Source organism: Flavobacterium reichenbachii (assembly GCF_002217435.1).
Lineage (GTDB): Bacteria > Bacteroidota > Bacteroidia > Flavobacteriales > Flavobacteriaceae > Flavobacterium > Flavobacterium reichenbachii.
Genome location: NZ_MUHF01000021.1, coordinates 1 through 20,652, shown reverse-complemented (window position 1 = coordinate 20,652; position 20,652 = coordinate 1). Strand labels below are relative to the sequence as shown.

Here is a 20,652-nt window from a genome sequence, read left to right as displayed (position 1 = left end):
CAGTAAATAATCATCTTCATAGTAATTAACAATTAATTATTATTTTATATGAAAAGTTTTAGATTAAAATCAGTTTTAGTAGTATTATTTTTAGCAGCAGCATTTGTATCATGCGACAACGACAACGATGACAAAACAGATAATCCTATTATAAAACCCGCATTTGTTACAGAAATTAAAGGTCCTGCAACCGGAAAAGTAAGTGATGAACTAAGTTATGAGATAACTTTTGCAGTAGATAATGGCTGTGGAGAATTCAGTAAAATTAGCGACGTAACCATTGGAGCAGTTAAAGGATTACAAGTTGAAGCAGCCTATTCATCAGGTCCGTGTACGCAGGCAATTGAGTATAAAAAAACGGTGTACAAATTTAAATCGGCAGTAAAAGGAACTTTCGAAATTAAATTCAAAAAATCAGAAACAGAATTCCTAACTCAAAAAGTGGTTATTGACTAGTTCTGTTTTTAGCTGATAATTTTAGGTTAGAAACCATTTTGCAAAAGTTTAAGTAATTAAATTGATGTAAGATGGTTTCTTTGTATTTTGGATCAATATAAGCTAAAGATCAATAAAAAGACATAATACAAAACCACAATTATAAAAAGAGCTCGTCAAGCTCTTTTTTTTATTTTCACAAGAAAACCACACTTTGAAATCCCTCTAAAAATTACTATTTTTGCACTCTAAATTTTATGTCATGCCGAAAAGAAAATATAAAATAGCCGTTGTACAGTTAAACCTGAACGATGTAGCCGAAAATAATTTAAAAAAATGTATCAGCTGGGTAAAAGATGCAGCCAATAAAGGCGCAGAAGTGATCTTACTTCCGGAATTATACAGCAGTCACTATTTCTGCCAGAGCGAAGATGTAGATAATTTTGCTTTAGCAGAACCACTTTACAGCACTTCGTTTATTGCTTTCAGCGAATTGGCAAAAGAATTGGGAGTTGTTATTATCGTTCCGTTCTTCGAAAAAAGAATGGCTGGAATTTACCATAACAGCGCTTACATTATCGATACTGACGGAACAGAAGCAGGTTTATACCGCAAAATGCACATTCCGGATGATCCTCATTTTTATGAAAAATTCTATTTCACGCCCGGTGATTTAGGTTTTAAGGCAATTGAAACTAAAAAAGGAAAAATTGGAACTCTTATCTGCTGGGATCAATGGTATCCGGAAGCAGCGAGAATTACCGCTTTAAAAGGTGCTGAAGTGTTATTTTATCCAACAGCAATTGGATGGCATCCCAAAGAAAAAGAACAATACGGAGAAAATCAATACGGTGCCTGGATGAACGTTATGAAAGGCCACGCTGTTGCAAATGGAGTTTTTGTTGCGGCAGCTAATAGAATTGGTTTAGAAAAATACATTGAAGGAACAGAAGGAATTCAGTTTTGGGGAGCTTCGTTTATTGCTGGTCCGCAAGGAGAAATTTTAGCACAGGCTTCTCACGATCAGGAAGAAATCCTTATTGCCGAAGTTGATTTGGATTTACAGGAAAATGTACGTCAGAACTGGCCGTTTTTCAGAGACAGAAGAATCGATGCTTTTGGGGATATTACAAAAAGAGCGATCGACAGATAAATAGATCGATCTTGATATCATAAAAAAGGACAAAATACTACTATTTTGTCCTTTTGTTTTTTCTACAAAAAAAGCGGTTGAAGAGTATTCAACCGCTTTTTTAAATGTATCAAATATATTACTTCACTTGGAAGGTAACTCTTCTCACGATTTGACGTGCCTCTTTAGAATTTTTGTTAACCGAAGTATCTTCTCCGTTAGCAATCACATTCAATCTTGATGCATCAATTCCCGCATTTATTGCTACTTGTTTTACAGCCTCAGCTCTTTTTCTAGATAACTCAGTGTTGTAACTTGTATTTCCGATTTCGTCAGCATATCCAATGATATCTGCAGATTTACCAGGGTTGTTTTTCAAATATTTCACTAAGAAATCAACACCAGATAAAGAAGCGTTTGTTGGTTTAGATGAATTAAAATCAAAATAAACATTTACATAACCTCCGTTAATTAATTCTTCAACAGTATTGTTTGTTGCGCCTTTACCATTTTGTCCGTAAGTTTTCTCTAAATAGCTTTCTAACTCATCAGGAACACCATTTTGATTGTTGTCAATAGATTGTCCTTTTGTATTAACAGCAACTCCAGAAACTGTGTTTGGTTCTAAATCATACAAATCAGCAACACCATCTTTGTCGCTATCGATAAGTCCGGTTTCGATTGTTGAAACTCTTCCTTCTAATTCTTTGTAGCGATCTTCTTCACCAACCCAGTCAGCATGTTTTGTATTTTTACCAAGGTAAACTGTCAAACCTACAGAAGCGTTTAATAATACACCGTCAAAAGAACCTGTAGTTGTATTACCCATTCCGTCAAAATTCCAGTTTTGTCTTCCGTTAACGATTCCGGTAAGATCTCCTGTCAGCGCCACTCTGTTACTCAATCTGATTTGTCCTGTAAGACCTGCGATTCCGTGCGCCATGTAATCTTGTCCGCCTGGTCCTGTTTCAGTACTAATTTGTGAAACTCCAAAACCACCATGTGCCAAAATACCAATTGTATTTGTCCATGTTTCAAAGTTTAATGCACGACCTACGTTAATAACTCCTTGTAAACTTGCTCTAACATATCTGCTTTCAAAATCTGGAGTGTCTTTACGCTCTTTAAATTGATCATATCCAACATCTAATTTCAAACCAAATTTTGGACTAAACATATATCTTACACCTAAATCTCCGTGGAAAAAATTTAAAGTTTCTGTAGAATAACCAGGTGTAATAGTTCTTACTGGTTTGTTTACACCACCATTTAGTTCTAAAGACCATTTATTGTATTCAGCTTGATCAACAGCTGGCTTTGCAGACATCGTTGTCATATTTTGTGCACTTGCGGCAAATGTTAGCAATAGAAGGGATAACGAAGCTAATTTCTTTTTCATGATATCAAAAATTTAATTGGGTTTTTATTTAAACTCTTGACAAAAGTATAGCTCGTGTATTTGAATGCGTTGTATCCACTCTTACATAATTCCCACTCTTTAACGTATAATTCTGTAATTCTGTTAATTAAAACTCAATTTTAAGCACAAAAAAAGGGTAAAATTTAATTTTTACCCTTCTCTTATTTGCGGAATATTGGTTATTTCAAATTTGGCTGATATAATTTTACAGATCCGTCTCCTTCGCTGCTCACAACTAAAAGACTTCTTTTGTTTGGACTTTTTGAAGCCGGAATAAATAAGATTCCTTCTGGCGCATCTCCTGTTTTTACCGTTTGTAAATATTGTGGAGAAACAGGATTTGTTGCATCATAAACCATGAAAGCATCAGATCTTTCAAGACCAACAAATAAAATATTTTGAGTTCCCATTTTTGCAGCAACTACAGCTTCTGGTTCAGAACCTTTGTCGTCACTTCTTTTATCATCATAAGTCCCTAACTCATTTGTTTTTTTATCAACATCATTTTTACTGTCGTAAACTATTTTTCCAGTATTTCCATTCCAAATAGAAAAAGATCTTGCTCCAAAACTAAACATTTCGTCTAAATCTCCATCACCATCAGTGTCTCCCATATCTGCAATAAGATTAAGTCTTCCTAATTTTGTTTCTAATTTTAAAGTTGCAGCATCTGGAAAAACAGCAGCATCAAGATTCATGTCTTTCATGCGTTTGATATCTGTATTAGCAGTATATTCTCTTGCATCTCCTTCATTGGCAGTGACAAAATATGGAGTGTTGTTTACTGTAAAATGACTAATAGCATCCGGCATATAAAGTCCTTTAACTTTCCAAGGATTAAAAGCTATTTTATCGTCTTTATCGCTCACATCTATAGCATTATCAGCAGTATTGTAATCTTTTGAACCTAAAGGATAGATCGCGGTGATAGTTTTAGAAGTCAAATCAACTTTGGCAACACCGTTGTTTTCTTGTAAAGTTACCCAGGCAGTTTTAGAATCATCAGAAATTGTAATGTATTCCGGCTCAATATCCTGAGCAAAGCTTTTAGCAGTTTTTGAAATTCTAAACCCGTCCTTTGCTAATGTTGCTGCCTGACTGCTGAAAGAACTGAAATCTAATGTTGTAACAGCATAACTGCTGGTTTCAATAATAGAAATAGTTCCGATTGGATCTTGTGAATAATCTGTATTTGGTTCTCCTTCATTTGCAGTCATAATAAATTTCCCGTCAGGAGAAAATGTGATCATGTCGGGCAAAGCACCAACCGTAACTTGTTTTATCAGGCTGTAATCACTTGTATTAAAAATAACAACTTTTCCGTTTGCTTGTTTATTAGCAGTAGATTCCAGAGCAACAGCCAATTTACCATCAAAAACAGAAACACTGTTTGCTGCGCCTTCGTAAGCAGTTAAATCAATTTTAGCAATTTTAGCTGGTTTTGCTGGATCTGTAATATCAATCACATCAATTTGATTTACACCACTATTATTTACAGTAAATAATCTTTTTGTTTTTTCGCAGTAAGCAGAGATTTCGGCTGCAGCTTCGCCTCCAATAGTAATACTGCCTATTTCTTTAAAAGTTGAAGGATCTTCGTTTACAACAACTTCTGGTTCTGCATTGTTTGAATTCTCATCATTATTACAGCTTGTAATGATAAATAAAGCCGCTAATAGCGAGATAGTTACTTTTTTCATTTTGTTAGTTTTTAGTTTTGCCAAATGTAAATAGCAGAACCTGCTTGTATATTAAGAGTTTATTAATTAATCTTTAACTTAATTTTTATAAGATATTTTATAGAAATCAGCATACGATTTTTATTCTGCTGTTTTATAATCCTGCCGAATGCTTATCTTTGTAGCTTTAAATTTAGAACCTCAATATGTCAACAAATAATAGAAGATTTCCAGCAGAGTGGGAAAAACAGCAAGGAATTGTATTATGTTTTCCGCATAATGGTAACGACTGGCCGGGAAAATACGAAGCAGTTCAATGGGCATTTGTAGAATTTATAAAAAAAGTAGCCGCTTTTGAAACTGTTTTTTTGGTCGCAGCCAATGAAAAACTAAAAGAAAAAGTTACAGAAATGCTTGAAAGAGCACGCGTAAATATCAAAAACGTTTCTTTTATCATTCATAAAACCAATAGAAGCTGGATGAGGGATTCCGGACCAATTATTGTAAAAAATGGTTCTAAAAGAGAAGCTTTAAATTTTAATTTTAATGGCTGGGCAAAATATAAAAATTACCAATTAGATAAATTCGTTCCAGGAAAAGTAGCTGACTTTATTGATGTTCCGTTAACGCAGGTTATGTACAAAGGAAAACCAGTAATTGTAGAAGGCGGCGCAATTGACGTAAACGGAAAAGGTACATTATTAACTTCTGAAGAATGTTTAATGCATCCGTCAATTCAGGTTAGAAATGCCGGATTTACAAAAGAAGACTACGAAGCAGTTTTTAAAGAATACTTAGGCGTAACCAATGTAATTTGGCTTGGAGACGGAATAGAAGGTGATGATACACACGGTCACATAGATGATTTATGCCGATTTGTAAATGAAGATACTATTGTTACGATTGTAGAAACAGATAAAAGCGATTCGAACTATAAACCTTTGCAGGATAATTTAAAACGTTTACAAAATTCAAAATTAGAAAACGGAAAATCACCAGTAATTGTAGCACTACCGATGCCAAAACGTGTTGATTTTGAAGATTTGCGTTTACCGGCAAGTTATGCTAATTTCTTAATTTTGAATAACTGTGTTTTAGTGCCGACATTTAATGACAGCAACGATAGAGTTGCTCTAAACATACTTTCAGAATGTTTTCCAGACAGAGAAGTAATCGGTATCAGCTGTATTGACTTTATCTGGGGCTTTGGAACATTGCATTGTTTGAGCCAGCAGATTCCTGCCTAATAGATAAAACCATATAGTAGTATTAATGTAAGCAAATTTAAATTTTTTAATTTTTAGATGAACTTATATTACTTAAATGATTAAAAAAAATTGCAAGACAGATATAAAAAAAACCTTGGCTCTCACCAAGGTTTTTCTATTTCTATATATTTTCAGATTTTTTATCTGTTCTTCATGCTCTAATAAAAGGCGGTAATAATTGACTGCAAACTTCTCCGAAGCCCAATCTTACTTCTGCATTTTCGCAGAAACCGCGAATGATTACAGTATCATTATCTTCAATAAATTTACGTTCGCTTCCATCTTTTAACTTAATCGGGTTTTTACCTCCCCAGGTTAATTCTAACATTGAGCCAAAACTGTCAGGAGTTGGTCCGGAAATAGTTCCAGAACCCATCATATCACCAGAATTTACTCTGCATCCGTTAGAAGTATGATGCGCCAGCTGCTGGCTCATTGACCAATATAAATATTTGAAATTAGATTTAGAAATTATAGTTTCTTCGGCATCTTCTGGTTTCAGCGACACTTCTAAATGTATATCAAAAGTTTTTTTACCTTTTGTCTGTAAATAAGGAAGCGGCGACGGATCTTGTTTTGGACCTTTTGTTCTAAAAGGCTCTAAAGCATCCATAGTTACTATCCAAGGAGAAATTGAAGTAGCAAAATTTTTGGCTAAGAATGGTCCAAGCGGCACATATTCCCATTTCTGGATATCACGCGCACTCCAGTCATTTAGTAAAACCATTCCAAAAATATAATCTTCTGCTTCGTAAGTTGGGATATTTTCTCCCATAATATTTACATCAGTAGTAATAAAAGCAGTTTCAAGTTCAAAATCTACTAAACGAGAAGGACCAAAAACAGGATATTTTTCGCCTGCAGGTAAAGTTTGTCCCATTGGTCTGTGAACCGGAATTCCAGAAGGAACAATTGTAGAGCTTCTTCCGTGGTATCCAACGGGAATGTGCAGCCAGTTAGGAAGCAGTGCATTCTCAGGGTCTCGGAACATTTTCCCTACGTTTGTAGCATGTTCTTTACTCGAATAAAAGTCGGTATAATCGCCAATTAAAACCGGTAACTGCATTTCTACATCATCGATATTAAAAATAACAATATCTCTATCTTTTGTTGAATCTCTTAACTGTGGATTGGTTTCGTCGAAAATATCGGCGATACGATTTCGGACCAAACGCCATGTTTTTTTTCCATCAGAAATGAAATCATTAAGCGTGTCCTGCATGAACATATCATCTGTTAAATCTATTCCTTCAAAATAGTTTAATTGTTGTAAAGCCCCTAAATCTATAGCGTAATCGCCAATTCTAGTTCCGACAGTAACGACATTTTCTTTGGTAAGAAATACACCGAATGGAATATTTTGAATAGGGAAGTCGCTATGCTCTGGTACTTCTAACCATGATTTTCTTTTAGTATCGTTGGCGGTTATTGGCATGTGAATGTTAATTATTTGTTGAAAAATTACATGTCAAATATATCATAATCTAACAGGATCACAAACGTTTTTTTGTATTTTTGCAGGAAATTAACGAAAAACGAAAAAATGCAACGCGACGAACAAATTTTTGATCTTATACAAGAAGAGAAAGAAAGACAGATTCACGGACTAGAGCTTATTGCTTCTGAAAACTTTGTAAGTGATGAAGTAATGGAAGCAGCTGGTTCTGTTTTAACTAATAAATATGCTGAAGGTTATCCTGGCAAAAGATATTACGGAGGCTGCGAAGTAGTTGACGTTATTGAGCAGATTGCTATTGACAGAGCTAAAGAATTATTTGGTGCTGAATATGCAAATGTACAGCCTCACTCAGGTTCTCAGGCAAATACTGCAGTTTACCATGCTTGTTTAAATCCTGGTGATACTATTTTAGGTTTTGATTTGTCTCATGGCGGCCACTTAACGCACGGTTCTCCTGTAAACTTTTCAGGTCGTTTGTATCGTCCTGTTTTTTACGGTGTAGATGCAGAAACTGGACGTTTGGATTACGATAAAATTCAGGAAATTGCAACAAAAGAACAGCCAAAATTAATCATCGCTGGAGCTTCGGCTTATTCTCGTGATATGGATTTTGCTCGTTTCAGAGAAATTGCAGACAGCGTAGGAGCGATCTTATTTGCTGATATTTCTCACCCTGCTGGACTTATTGCAAAAGGATTATTAAATGACCCGATTCCACATTGTCATATCGTTTCTACAACCACTCATAAAACATTACGCGGACCACGCGGAGGTTTGATCTTAATGGGGAAAGATTTCGAAAATCCACAAGGATTAAAAACTCCAAAAGGAGAAATCAGAATGATGTCTTCTTTATTAGACTTAGCTGTTTTTCCAGGAAATCAAGGAGGACCTTTAATGCATATTATCGCTGCTAAAGCAGTTGCTTTTGGTGAAGCTCTTAAAGATGAGTTCTTTACTTACGCAATGCAATTGCAGAAAAATGCTAATGCAATGGCAGATGCTTTCGTAGAAAGAGGATACAATATTATCTCTGGCGGAACAGATAACCACATGATGCTTATTGACTTAAGAAATAAAAACATTTCTGGTAAAGAAGCTGAAAATGCATTGGTAAAAGCTGAAATTACAGTAAACAAAAATATGGTTCCTTTTGACGATAAATCGCCATTTGTAACTTCTGGAATTCGTGTTGGAACAGCTGCAATCACAACTCGTGGTTTAGTTGAAAAAGATATGGAAACTATTGTAGCACTTATCGATAAAGTTCTTGTTGATCACACAAACGAAGATGTTATTGAAGAAGTTGCGGAACAAGTAAATGAATTAATGAGCGAAAGACCGATTTTTGCTTATTAAAAATTGTTTCAAGTTTAAAGTTTCAAGTTTAAAGTTTTGTGATTGCGGAATATCGTATTGCAAAACTTTAAACTTTTTTCGTTTCTAAAAAAACCTGAAACAAAGAAAACTTGAAACCTGAAACAAATAAAACAAATAAAACAAAAAGAAATGGGCGTACTAAGATTACAATTGCCGACGGACCCAAGATGGGTAAATATTGTTGAGAAAAACATCGAAGAAATCTTGACAGATCATGCTTGGTGCGAGCAAAAAGCAGCAACAAATGCAATTACAATTATCACCAATAATTCTGAACATCAGGATTTGGTGAAAGATCTATTGGCTTTAGCCAAAGAAGAAATTGATCATTTTGAGCAGGTTCACAACATAATAATTAAAAGAGGATTAAAGCTGGGACGCGAGCGCAAAGACGATTACGTAAACGAGCTTTACTTATACATGAAGAAAAGCGGTGACGGAAGCCGTGTTTCTGGTTTAGTAGAGAGACTTCTTTTTTCTGCAATGATAGAAGCCAGAAGCTGTGAACGTTTTAAAGTGTTGTCTGAAAATATTCAAGATGAAGAATTAGCTGTTTTCTACAGAGAATTAATGGAGAGTGAAGCCGGACATTATACGACATTTATCACTTACGCACGTAAATACGGCGTTGGAATAGACGTTGAAAAACGATGGAGAGAATGGCTTGCTTTTGAAGAATCAATCATTACCAATTACGGAAAAGGAGAAACTATTCACGGATAGTTTTTTTGTTTGAGGTTTTGTTTGTTTTAAGTTTTTCTTTGGTTTCAAGTTTCAAGTTTGTAACGTTGAGTGATCGTTATAGCTATTTAAGAGAAACGAACTCCAGTAAAAAATCTTAAAAAATTAAAAAATCCGTTTTTAATCCGCGTTTTCGCAATAGCGAATCCGTATAATCCGCGTTCAAATAATCGCAAAGTTTTAATAATCTAAAATCTATTTCGACACTTCAGGACTATAATAAAATTGTATATTTGAGAGTAATCAAAACTCAAAGTCATGAGAATAGAAACGGATCTGAAATTAGGATTTAAAGACGTAATGATTCGACCGAAAAGATCAACGCTCAAAAGCAGATCTGAAGTTTCATTAAACCAAAATTTTAAGTTTTTGCACAGCACAGCAAATTGGACAGGAATTCCGATTATGGCTGCGAATATGGATACAGTCGGGACTTTTGAAATGGCTGCCGTTTTGGCAAAAGAAAAGCTTTTTACTGCCATTCATAAACATTACACGTTAGAAGAATGGAACAGTTTTCTGCAAACCGTAAATCCGGATTTCTATGATTATATAGCCGTAAGTACAGGAACTGGAAAAGAAGATTTTGAAAAGATTGGAAAAATTATAACCGCAAATCCTCAATTAAAATTCATTTGTATTGATGTTGCAAACGGTTATTCTGAGCATTTTGTTCAGTTTTTAAAACAAACCCGCAAACAATATCCAGATAAAATAATTATTGCCGGAAACGTAGTTACGGGCGAAATGACCGAAGAACTGCTCTTAGCCGGTGCCGACATTGTAAAAGTTGGTATTGGACCAGGTTCAGTTTGCACTACACGTGTAAAAACAGGAGTTGGTTATCCGCAATTATCTGCTATTATCGAATGTGCTGATGCTGCTCATGGTTTAGGAGGACACATCATAAGCGATGGAGGTTGTTCTACTCCCGGAGATGTTGCCAAAGCTTTTGGCGCTGGATCAGATTTTGTTATGCTGGGCGGAATGCTGGCAGGGCATACCGAAAGCGGTGGAGAACTGATTGAAGTAAAAGGAGAAAAATTCAAGCAATTTTACGGAATGAGTTCTAAAACAGCTATGGACAAACACGCAGGCGGTGTAGCAGAATACAGAGCCAGTGAAGGAAAGACAGTGCAGGTTCCGTTTAAAGGAGATGTAATTTACACCGTTTTAGATATATTAGGAGGCATAAGAAGCACTTGTACTTACGTTGGAGCTTCCAGATTAAAAGAATTGACTAAACGAACTACTTTCATTCGCGTAAGCGAACAGGAAAATCAAGTTTTTACAAAATAAATATGATTAAGATTACCGAAGCATTTGTTGAAGATATTGCTAAAATTCAAGACATTGCAAGCATAACATGGCCGATTACTTACGGCGAAATTCTAACAAAAGAACAATTGGACTATATGTTAGATTTAATTTATTCTGAGGAAGCATTATCAAAGCAAATTCTGAACAAAGAACAATTGTTTTATATGGTTTTAGATTCAGAATTTACAATTGGATTTATCGGAATTGAACATCATTATAAAAATGAAGCGGTAACCAAAATTCATAAAATCTACCTTCTGCCGGAAACACAGGGAAAAGGTTATGGCAAAATAGTTTTTGAATCAATTGAAAAACTGGCTGTAGAAAATAATTCAAAGGAACTTTTATTAAATGTTAACCGATTTAATACGGCTTTAAATTTCTATAAAAAACTTGGTTTTGAAATCAAAGAAACTGTTGATATTGAAATTGGAAATGGATATTTAATGGAGGATTATGTGATGGAGAAAAAATTAATTTAAACAATGCGAATAATATAGAACGCGAATGAAACGANNTCGTTTCATTCGCGTTCTATTTATTAAAAAACTACGTTACAACCACATCATGCTTAAACAATAAACCTTTTACTTCCTTCAAAGCAAAAACAGCTTTCTTTAATTTAGTTTTTGATGGATCAATAGTATAATTATAACTCGTTTTAAAATCGGCTTTGCTGGCATTGGCTTTATCGAATTCTGAACGATATAAGTCGCAGTTGTCAAAAAGGACGCTCGTAAGATCTACTGCCATAAAATCGACAGCAATTAAACTGCAATTGGTAAATGTTGTTCCTTTTAGTTTTAAGGTATAAAATTTTGAAAAATCCAGAATGCAGTCATAAAAGTGAACTTCAAAAATCAATTTGTCGCACATGGCAAAATTCACTTCTTTAATTTCACATCGATTAAATGTAGCTGTTATAAAGGCCACATAATTAATTTTTGCTTCATTAAATATACAATCGTTAAAAACACAGTCAATAAAAGTAACAGCTAGAAAAGTACAGGCAGAAAAATTACAATTATTAAAAACGCAGCACTCAAAATCTTTGAAGTTGACTTCGTCTTTGCCATATATTACAGCATTGTATTCTTTATCGAGAAAATATTCTGATTCTTTTTTCAAAGCAATTTTTATGATTAGATATAAATAAATTTATTTCAAAAAGATTTGTTGTTGAATTTTTATAATAACAAGTCTTTGATTAGAACTTTATTTAGTTGGTAAAGTTAAGTATTTATTGCAATTCATTTTAAATCTACAGGTACTAAATATCACTTTTTAATTCTTCTGCACAGTACTTTTCTAACACTAAAAAATGTCTTTTATTTTCAGTGTATTTTCTTTCATCATACTATTTATTTGATGTAGCTTTACATCGGTTTTTCAAATTAAATACAACCATTTTATCATATGGAAGCGACAAGAAAAGAACACGATTTTTTAGGAGAATTAGATATTCCTAATCATTTATATTATGGAATTCAAACCTTTAGAGCGGTAGAAAACTTCAACATCACCGGAATTCCTATTTCAAAAGAACCATTGTTTATTAAGGCTTTAGGTTATGTAAAAAAAGCGGCAGCTTTGGCCAATAAAGATTGTGGTGCGCTGGATTCTAAAATAGCCGAAGCAATCTGCTACGGCAGTGATCAGGTAATTGCGGGTAAATTTGATAAAGAATTTGTGAGCGATTTAATTCAGGGCGGCGCAGGAACTTCTGTAAACATGAATGCTAATGAAGTAATCGCAAACATCGGTTTAGAATATTTAGGTCATAAAAAAGGAGAATATAATTTTCTGCATCCAAACAATCATGTCAATTGTTCGCAGTCTACCAATGATGCCTATCCATCGGCATTTAGAATTGCGTTGTATTTAAAAATGGAAACGTTCATTAAAACTCTTGCAGGTTTGGAAGTTGCTTTTGCTAAAAAAGGCGAGGAGTTTAAAGAAGTTTTAAAGATGGGAAGAACCCAATTGCAAGATGCGGTTCCGATGACTTTAGGACAGGAATTTAAAGCTTACGCCACAACAATTGGCGAAGATATTGTTCGTCTTAAAAATGCTCAGGAATTATTGTTAGAAATTAATATGGGTGCAACTGCAATTGGTACAAAAGTAAATGCTCCCGAAGGTTATCCTGAAATCTGCGTAAAATATCTCGCTGACGAAGTTGGAATTCCGTTAACACTTTCTCCAGATTTAATAGAAGCAACTGTAGATACAGGCGCTTATGTGCAGATTATGGGAACATTAAAACGTTCTGCGGTTAAAATTTCTAAGATTTGTAATGATTTGCGATTGTTGAGTTCAGGACCAAGAACAGGTTTCAACGAAATCAGTCTTCCTGCGCGCCAGCCGGGTTCATCAATTATGCCGGGAAAAGTAAATCCTGTAATTCCAGAAGTGGTAAACCAGACTTGTTTTTATGTAATTGGTCAGGATTTAACGGTAACTATGGCGGCAGAAGCGGGACAATTACAATTAAATGTAATGGAGCCGGTTATTGCTTTTGCAATGTTTACTTCGTTAGATTATCTTTCAAATGCTATCCAAACTTTAATTGATAAATGTATTAACGGAATCACGGCAAATATTGATCATTGTTACAATTTGGTAATGAACAGCATTGGAATTGTTACTCAGTTGAATCCGATTTTAGGTTATGAAGAAAGTGCCAGTATTGCCGGAGAAGCACTAAAAACAAACAAAAGTGTACACGAAATTGTCGTTATAGAAAGAAAATTGATCACTCAGGCAAAATGGGACGAAATTTATTCTCTCGACAATTTAATCAATCCGAAGTTTATTACAAAATAGGATTGAGCTGCAAATTACGGTTTGCTTCAATTGTGGTTTTATATATGAAATAAGAGATATAATTACTGATAAATAAGTAAAAGCGGCTAATTACAGCCGCTTTTTTTATTCTTGATAATTTAATCATAATTTGTAGAGATGTGTCAGATATGTGAATTTCAATGCTTATTTTTGTTGTATATACAACTTTCTACAGATGAAATTACTTATAGTCGAAGATGAACCAAATCTATTATCGATTCTACGAAAAGGATTTGCCGAAAACAACAATGAAGTTAGTGTGGCTCTAGATGGTAAAACAGCTTTAGAGATGATTCATAACTATACTTTTGATGTTGTAATCTTAGATGTAATGCTTCCGGATATTAACGGAATTGAAATCTGCAGAAGACTTCGCGCAAGCAAAAATTTTGTTCCGATTCTGCTTTTGACTGCTTTGGGAACTTCAGAAAATATTGTAACCGGACTAAATGCCGGAGCCGATGATTATTTGGTTAAGCCTTTTAAATTTGGAGAACTCGACGCAAGAGTAAATGCTTTAAACCGCAGAGCGCATCAGGAAACAGAAAAAATTGACACTATAGTAATTGGAGATTTAGAAATAAACGGACGCGCCAAAACAGTAAAAAGACAAGACGAATCGATTACTCTTACAGCCAAAGAATTTAAATTATTGTATTATCTGGCAAAAAATACAGGTAGAATTGTATCTCGGGATCAAATTTTAGATAATGTCTGGGATATTAATTTTGATATGAATACCAACGTTGTAGATGTGTATATCACCTATTTACGAAGAAAGATAGACAAGCCTTTTTCAGTCAAACTCATTCACACCATGAAAGGATTGGGTTATGTTATAAAAATATAAAATGGATATTAGAAAAAAAATTACGTTTAATTATGTTGCTCTTTCAACCTTCAGCACTTCGCTATTGTGCGTGATTGTTTTTTTCTTGTTTAGAGAAAATAACCGTTACCATTTTCTGAAAAGACTGGATGACAGAGCAAAAATTGTTGCTTCTATTCATTTTCAAGAAGATCCTGAAAAGATTAAATATTATAAAAATCTTAAAAAAGACGGACTTGAAGAACTTATTGAAGAAGAAGAATTTGTACTTAGAATTAACAGCCAGAACAGCTTTGATTACAATACAAATCTTAATCTCCCAAATGAGTTTTATACCAATATTTTATCCACAGGAAAAGATTTTTTTGAAGTTGATAATAAATATTATTTAGGTCAGGTTTTTAAAGAAGGAAGTCAAAAGTATATTGTAATTGTTGCAGCAAGAGACCGAAAAGGAAAAGATACTACTATTTATATAGTAAAAATAATGCTGTTTGGCGGGATTGGTTTTGTTTTTCTGGCTTTCTTTTTAGGACGTTTTTTAGCAAAACGTGTCATTAATCCGGTAGTTAGAATTACAAAGGAAGTAAACAGAATCAGAGCTTCAAACCTTCACAACAGATTGCCGGAGGTTAAGAATTCTGACGAAATTTCAGATCTGACTAATACTTTTAATGATATGCTGGATCGTCTGGAAACCTCTTTTGAAATTCAGGCCAACTTTATTAATAATGCTTCGCATGAATTAAAAACTCCAATTACAACTATCATTGCCGAATCTGAAATTATGCTGCTCAAAGAACGTCAGGTTTCTGAATATGTAGAATCTTTAGAAAATATTTACAGCCAGGCTTCAAGATTAGGAAATTTAACGGAGAGTCTGTTAAAACTGACTCAAACGGGTTACGACGGAAAAAAACAAGTTTCGGATATTGCGAGAATTGATGAACTCTTAATGGATGTAAAATCCGATCTTGACAAAATTTATCCTGACAACCGAGTAAGCATTAAACTTAACTTTGCACCAAAAGATTCTAATCTCTTTTTACTGCCGTGTAATAAGCCATTGTTAGAGCTTGCTATAAATAATATTATAACAAACGGAGTAAAATACTCGGATAATAATGAAGTTTTTGTAACGCTTTCGGCTAATAACGAGATGATTAAGATTTCGATTAATGATATCGGAATCGGAATTCCGCCAGAAGATATTCCGCATTTATATGAACCTTTCTTTAGAGGAAAAATTGCAGCTAAGTATATTGGCTATGGTTTAGGACTTCCGTTGGCGTCAAAAATCATCAGAATGCATGATGGTGAACTTCAAGTGCAGTCAGAACAAAACAAAGGAACCATTGTTACAATTATTTTCAAAAAGACCAACATTAAAAATTTTAATGTAGAATCTTAGGAAATTATAATTTTAGATTAAGAACAAACTAATATTCAGGCAGTTATTTTGCATGTATAAACTAAACAATTATACATATGAAAAATTTCCTAATACCTTCGACTTTAAAAGAAGATACAATCTTAGCTGTAAAATCTGCGGTTAATCAAGCAAAAGATTCTGATTCAGAAATTATTCTAATGATAGTTTCAGAAGCTCCGGATACATTTTCGTCTTCTAGTTTTTTACGTGAAATGAAAACCGGACTTACTGCAAGCCAGGCAGAAGTTCTGGAAACCTGTCGATATATTATCGATCACGTACCCAATTGCAAATTAAAAGTTCATAACCAATACGGAATTTCTGCACCAATTTTAAAACGCATTATCGAGGTGTTTAATATTAAATTGATATTTCTTACTCCGTCTTATAAGCAGGAAACAAAAAAGATACATCAATATTTTATACAGCTTGCAGGAAACCAAAAGTGCCCAATTCTACATTTGAGTACAGAAGTTAATAAAGATGCCTTTAATAAAGCACTTTATGTAGAAAATGCTAATATAAACCTGCATGTAAAAGATGTACAGCAGTATTTGAGCGCTAATTTCTCCTTTACAATCGTAAGTCAGACACCAAGTTTTGATGATAATTACGAAAACGTACAGCCTTACTTATCAGAAGCTATCGCCAAACACGATATCGATATGCTTGTAGAAACTCGTAAAGGCGAAAAAATCAAATTTAAAAAAGTAAAAAAACAAAATGTAAATGAAAAACTGGGACTTCCGGTTCTTTCATTGTATGAAGAGCTGGTTTAGTTCGTAATAATTAGTTCTTAGTCCTTAGCTCTTAGTTCTTAGTAATTAGTCCTTAGTAAATAGTCCTTATTATGCTTTAGTCCAAAATAAATTTTAATGATTTAATATAGATGTAAGATTAGATAAAATATAGTTTTAATATTTTTTTGATCTAAAACTAATCACTAATCAATAAGAACTAAACATGTCATAAATATTAATTTAATTTAAAACCGAAAATATGTTATTAAAGAAAAGAATACCAATGAAGTACGTTCTCGGGAAAATTAAAGTAGAAATAGCTTTAGTGTTGGCTTATACCGTTTTGTTCGAAATTTTTCATCACTATTTTGTCACACTTCCTGTAGATATTCCAATTGCAATTCCAACCATGATTGGAACCATTATTTCCTTATTATTAGCTTTTAAATCCAATCAGGCTTATGATAGATGGTGGGAAGCGCGAATAGTCTGGGGAGCAGTTGTAAACGATTCCAGAACACTTATACGTCAGGTTTTGACATTTTATAAAGACCCGGATTTTTCTGTTGAAGCGAACGAATTCAAAGAAAATTTTGCAAAAAGACAAATCGCCTGGTGTTATAGTTTAGGTCAGGCACTCCGAAATAAAGACGCTGTAAAACCTCTAAAAGGTCTGATGAGCGATGAAGAAATTAAATACATCAGGAATCATCAAAACGTTCCAAATGCTATTTTAATGCTTCATGCGCGCGATCTTAGAAATGCAAAAAATGCAAAAAAAATCAACATGTACCAGCAAGTTGAAATCGATAATACATTGTCTAGATTATGTGATGAAATGGGTAAATGTGAGAGAATTAAAAACACAATTTTTCCAACAACATACAGTATGTACATTCGATTAACTTTGTGTTTGTTTATTTTATTACTGCCTTTTGGTTTAACAAGTGTATTAAGCTGGTTTGCCATTCCGCTAATTACAGCAATTGCAGCAGCTTTCTTTTTGATCGAAAGAATGGCCATCCATTTACAAGATCCTTTTGAAAACCGGGCAACCGATACTCCGGTTACAATGATTGCCAATACAATCGAAAAAAATATAAAACAAATGCTGAATGAATATCAAAGCGAATTTGATATACTGAATGAATTTGATTTAAATGACGAACCTAAGAAAGTCGAAAAAGACACTTATTTCGTTTTATAACTCCTTAATTTTGGTTTCTTTAATTAATTGTTGGCTGGACAGTGTGTAGTTGCGCTGTCCAGTTTTTTTTTATAATTTAAGATACAGTTTTAATGCATAAAAATATAGATTAAAGTCTAAATAAAAGGCTATGTATGTATGCAAGTGAAACGCCTTAGACAAAGAAAGACTATGTTTCTATGTTTTGAAATTTTAAATACTTTTCGCAGCCAATTGCCCTAAAGTCTGTATTGATTGGCGCAGTTCATTCGTCCACGGAAGACCAAAACTCAAACGCATGCAATTTGAAAATTGATCTTGAAAAGAAAAAATCCTGCCCGGCGCAATACTAATATTATGTTTCATAGCCAGATGATAAAATGCGGCAGTATCAATCTTTTTGTCTAATTCTACCCACAGAAAAAAACCGCCTTGAGGCTGACTCACTTTTGTTCCCGGCGGAAAAGATTCTAAAACCGTATTAATATAATTATTGCAATTATGATTTAGGATCTGGCGAATTTTTCTAAGGTGATTTTCATAACGTCCGTTTTTCAAAAAATCGCCAACGACTTCGTGTGTAATCGTAGGCGAGGAGAGCGTATGATAAATTTTATTTCTAAGAATTTCTTTTTTAAATTTTCCGGGTGAAACCCAGCCGGCACGATAACCAGGCGCCAAAGTTTTAGAGACAGAACTGCAGCACAGTACAATGCCGCTTTCATCATAAGTTTTACAATTGGTCGGTCTGCTGGAACCAAAATACAAATCGCCGTGAATATCATCTTCTATAAGCGGTATGTTATAAAATTCCATCAGTTTTACAACTTCCTTTTTATGCTCAGCAGGCATCATGCTTCCCGACGGATTACTAAAATTACTCATCAATAAACAGAGTGTAACTTTTTTAGAAGAAAGTGCTTTTTTTAAAGCATCAAGTTCTATTCCGGTCGTCATATTTGTTGGCAGTTCCATGATATACAAACCAAGAGATTTAGCCAGCTGTAAAATACCAAAATAAGCAGGACTTTCTGTAATAATGGTATCTCCCGGTTTTGTCAGCGTCATCAAACAATGAGAAATAGCACTCGTACAGCCTGGCATAGTAATAATATCCCGTTCTGTTAATGAACCGCCCCAGCTAAAAGACCAGCGTGCAATTTCTTTTCGCAAATTCAGATTGCCTTGTACTTCTTCATAACTTGTACCGCTGTTTGGAAGCTGGCGCATTGCCTGAACCATTCCTTTATTTAATTTAGCAATAGGAAGAAGCTCATTTGATGGAAAACCCAAAGACAGCATTGTTATATTTTTATCCGTCATATTACCATAAACCTGATCGATTAAATCCTCACGGTCAATATTTTCGCATTTTAATATCGGACTGCTCGGAGAAGGTTCCGGAATTGTTCTGGCCGAAGTATTACTAACATAATAACCAGACTGCGGACGAGATTCGATCAGCGACCGGCTTTCGATTTCATAATAAGCTTTGCTGACGGTGCTCATGCTGTAACCTGTTTCTGCACAGACTTCCCTAATCGAAGGCAGTTTGTCGCCAACATTTAATAAACCCGTTTTAATCTGCTTCTCTATAACATCTGCAAACTGAAGATATAAGTAATTTGAATTTTTCATAAAAAAAAAAACTGTTATGCTGCAATTTACAAAAACTGTATCTGTATTGCTGTTTTATTTTTTAGAAATTTGTCTTATAACCAAACAAACTGCTATTTCGTGAAAACAACAAAATACTACATTGCTGCAATTACCTGTTTCGTCATCTGGGGATTTTTTAGTTTGGTTCTAAAACCAATACACGAATATCCATCTTTAGATATTTTATTTTATCGTGTCTTTAGCTGTAGTATCCTAATGCTGCTCATTTCGTTTACATTCAGACGAAAAAAAATCAAAGAAGCTGCTGCAGTTTTTAAAGCACTGCCTAAATCTGAAAAAAGAAAATCGACTTTGCTGAATATTGGCGGAAGTGTTTTTCTAATGGCCAATTGGTTTACGTTTATTTATGTAATGAATCATGTCAGCGTAAAAGCTACCTCTTTGGCGTATTTGGTATGTCCGATTCTAACAACTTTATTGGCTTATTTTTTACTGCACGAAAAACTGTCCAAAACACAATGGATTTCTGTAGGATTAAGTATTTCAGGTTGTTTACTGCTCTCTTACAGCAATATTATGGATATGTTTTTTAGTATGATTATCGGCTTAACTTATGCAGCCTATTTAGTAAGTCAGCGTATAAACAAAGGATTTGATAAATTTATAATACTAACATTTCATATAACATTGGCAGCACTCGTTTTACTGCCTTTTTATCCAATTTACAGCGGACCGGTTCCGACAGAATTTAAGTTTTATTTCTGCATAGAAACCATTGCAGTTTTGTTTACCATTATTCCGTTGTTTCTTAATTTATATGCACTTTCCGGAATTAATTCTTCTACTGTTGGAATGCTTCTGAATATCAATCCAATGATTGCTTTTTGCCTCGCCAATTTTGTCTATCACGAAAAAATCAGCGCATTGCAGATTGCAGCTTACAGTATTATTTTTATCGCAGTTTTGGTTTTTAATTCACATCACTTTATCGCGGTCAAACAAAAATATAATCTGTCGTCTAAAGAATCTCTTTAAAAGTAATTTTGATATTTTTTATTGGTTTAAAATTATAAAATTACGAGAATCTTAACAGGTTTATACAGCAGGAACTGTTTTTTTTTGCTCAAAACAGAAAAATAAAAAGAAAAGATTCCATACCCAAAA

18 protein-coding genes are annotated in these 20,652 nt (G+C 34.0%); 13 read left to right on the top strand and 5 right to left on the bottom strand.

Translation table 11 applies throughout. From position 1 onward, the window contains the following. Positions 1-48: 48 nt before the first annotated feature. Both B0A68_RS17280 and B0A68_RS17275 read left to right on the top strand, forming a co-directional pair. On the top strand, positions 49-456 hold the full coding sequence (locus tag B0A68_RS17280; protein WP_035680593.1) for a hypothetical protein: 408 nt from the start codon (positions 49-51) through the stop codon (positions 454-456). A gap of 241 nt (positions 457-697) precedes the next feature. Further along, positions 698-1,588, top strand: coding sequence for a carbon-nitrogen hydrolase (locus B0A68_RS17275; protein WP_035680591.1), 891 nt, complete (start codon positions 698-700; stop codon positions 1,586-1,588). A gap of 118 nt (positions 1,589-1,706) precedes the next feature. On the opposite strand, the gene B0A68_RS17270 is transcribed toward B0A68_RS17275, so the two are convergent. Both B0A68_RS17270 and B0A68_RS17265 read right to left on the bottom strand, forming a co-directional pair. Beyond that, positions 1,707-2,966, bottom strand: a complete 1,260-nt coding sequence (locus B0A68_RS17270) for an OmpA family protein (protein WP_035680588.1) — start codon at positions 2,964-2,966, stop codon at positions 1,707-1,709. Between the two features lie 200 nt (positions 2,967-3,166). Then, on the bottom strand, positions 3,167-4,687 hold the full coding sequence (locus tag B0A68_RS17265; RefSeq protein ID WP_035680585.1) for a choice-of-anchor I family protein: 1,521 nt from the start codon (positions 4,685-4,687) through the stop codon (positions 3,167-3,169). 185 nt (positions 4,688-4,872) lie between these two features. Between B0A68_RS17265 and B0A68_RS17260 the strand changes: the two genes are divergently transcribed. Then, positions 4,873-5,913, top strand: coding sequence for an agmatine deiminase family protein (locus tag B0A68_RS17260; RefSeq protein WP_035680582.1), 1,041 nt, complete (start codon positions 4,873-4,875; stop codon positions 5,911-5,913). Positions 5,914-6,085: 172 nt separating this feature from the next. Here the strand turns inward: B0A68_RS17260 and fahA are convergent, their stop codons facing one another. Next, a complete protein-coding gene (gene fahA, locus B0A68_RS17255) occupies positions 6,086-7,369 on the bottom strand; it encodes a fumarylacetoacetase (RefSeq protein ID WP_035680578.1) in 1,284 nt (427 codons plus the stop codon). Between the two features lie 108 nt (positions 7,370-7,477). Here fahA and glyA point away from each other — a divergent pair, with 108 nt between their 5' ends. From glyA to B0A68_RS17235, 4 genes are all read left to right on the top strand, one after another. Further along, complete coding sequence (glyA, locus tag B0A68_RS17250) at positions 7,478-8,752, top strand: serine hydroxymethyltransferase (RefSeq protein WP_035680576.1); 1,275 nt, start codon at positions 7,478-7,480, stop codon at positions 8,750-8,752. Positions 8,753-8,902: 150 nt separating this feature from the next. Continuing rightward, a complete protein-coding gene (miaE, locus tag B0A68_RS17245) occupies positions 8,903-9,496 on the top strand; it encodes a tRNA-(ms[2]io[6]A)-hydroxylase (RefSeq protein WP_031457660.1) in 594 nt (197 codons plus the stop codon). A 276-nt stretch (positions 9,497-9,772) separates the two neighbouring features. Next, positions 9,773-10,813 (top strand): GMP reductase, encoded by a 1,041-nt coding sequence (locus B0A68_RS17240; RefSeq protein ID WP_035680572.1) that lies wholly within the window; start codon positions 9,773-9,775, stop codon positions 10,811-10,813. A gap of 2 nt (positions 10,814-10,815) precedes the next feature. After that, positions 10,816-11,316, top strand: a complete 501-nt coding sequence (locus B0A68_RS17235; RefSeq protein WP_051892428.1) for a GNAT family N-acetyltransferase — start codon at positions 10,816-10,818, stop codon at positions 11,314-11,316. 67 nt (positions 11,317-11,383) lie between these two features. Here the strand turns inward: B0A68_RS17235 and B0A68_RS17230 are convergent, their stop codons facing one another. After that, the gene (locus tag B0A68_RS17230) at positions 11,384-11,962 is read right to left on the bottom strand and encodes a pentapeptide repeat-containing protein (RefSeq protein WP_035680570.1); all 579 of its coding nucleotides are present in this window, start codon (positions 11,960-11,962) and stop codon (positions 11,384-11,386) included. Between the two features lie 288 nt (positions 11,963-12,250). Between B0A68_RS17230 and aspA the strand changes: the two genes are divergently transcribed. From aspA to B0A68_RS17205, 5 genes are all read left to right on the top strand, one after another. Further along, a complete protein-coding gene (gene aspA / locus B0A68_RS17225) occupies positions 12,251-13,660 on the top strand; it encodes an aspartate ammonia-lyase (protein WP_035680568.1) in 1,410 nt (469 codons plus the stop codon). 196 nt (positions 13,661-13,856) lie between these two features. Beyond that, entirely contained in the window at positions 13,857-14,531 is a 675-nt protein-coding gene (locus B0A68_RS17220; protein WP_035680566.1) for a response regulator transcription factor, read from the top strand. 1 nt (position 14,532) lies between these two features. Then, positions 14,533-15,921 (top strand): HAMP domain-containing sensor histidine kinase, encoded by a 1,389-nt coding sequence (locus B0A68_RS17215; protein ID WP_035680565.1) that lies wholly within the window; start codon positions 14,533-14,535, stop codon positions 15,919-15,921. A 77-nt stretch (positions 15,922-15,998) separates the two neighbouring features. Next, positions 15,999-16,721, top strand: coding sequence for a hypothetical protein (locus B0A68_RS17210; RefSeq protein WP_035680563.1), 723 nt, complete (start codon positions 15,999-16,001; stop codon positions 16,719-16,721). A 220-nt stretch (positions 16,722-16,941) separates the two neighbouring features. Next, positions 16,942-17,889: a bestrophin family protein gene (locus B0A68_RS17205; RefSeq protein ID WP_035680560.1), complete on the top strand. Its 948-nt coding sequence runs from the start codon at positions 16,942-16,944 to the stop codon at positions 17,887-17,889. 192 nt (positions 17,890-18,081) lie between these two features. Here the strand turns inward: B0A68_RS17205 and B0A68_RS17200 are convergent, their stop codons facing one another. Further along, positions 18,082-19,506 carry an aminotransferase-like domain-containing protein gene (locus B0A68_RS17200; protein WP_035680558.1) on the bottom strand — a complete coding sequence of 475 codons (1,425 nt, stop codon included), beginning with the start codon at positions 19,504-19,506 and terminating at the stop codon, positions 18,082-18,084. 99 nt (positions 19,507-19,605) lie between these two features. Between B0A68_RS17200 and B0A68_RS17195 the strand changes: the two genes are divergently transcribed. Next, a complete protein-coding gene (locus tag B0A68_RS17195; protein WP_035680556.1) occupies positions 19,606-20,523 on the top strand; it encodes an EamA family transporter in 918 nt (305 codons plus the stop codon). The last annotated feature ends 129 nt before the right edge of the window (positions 20,524-20,652 follow it).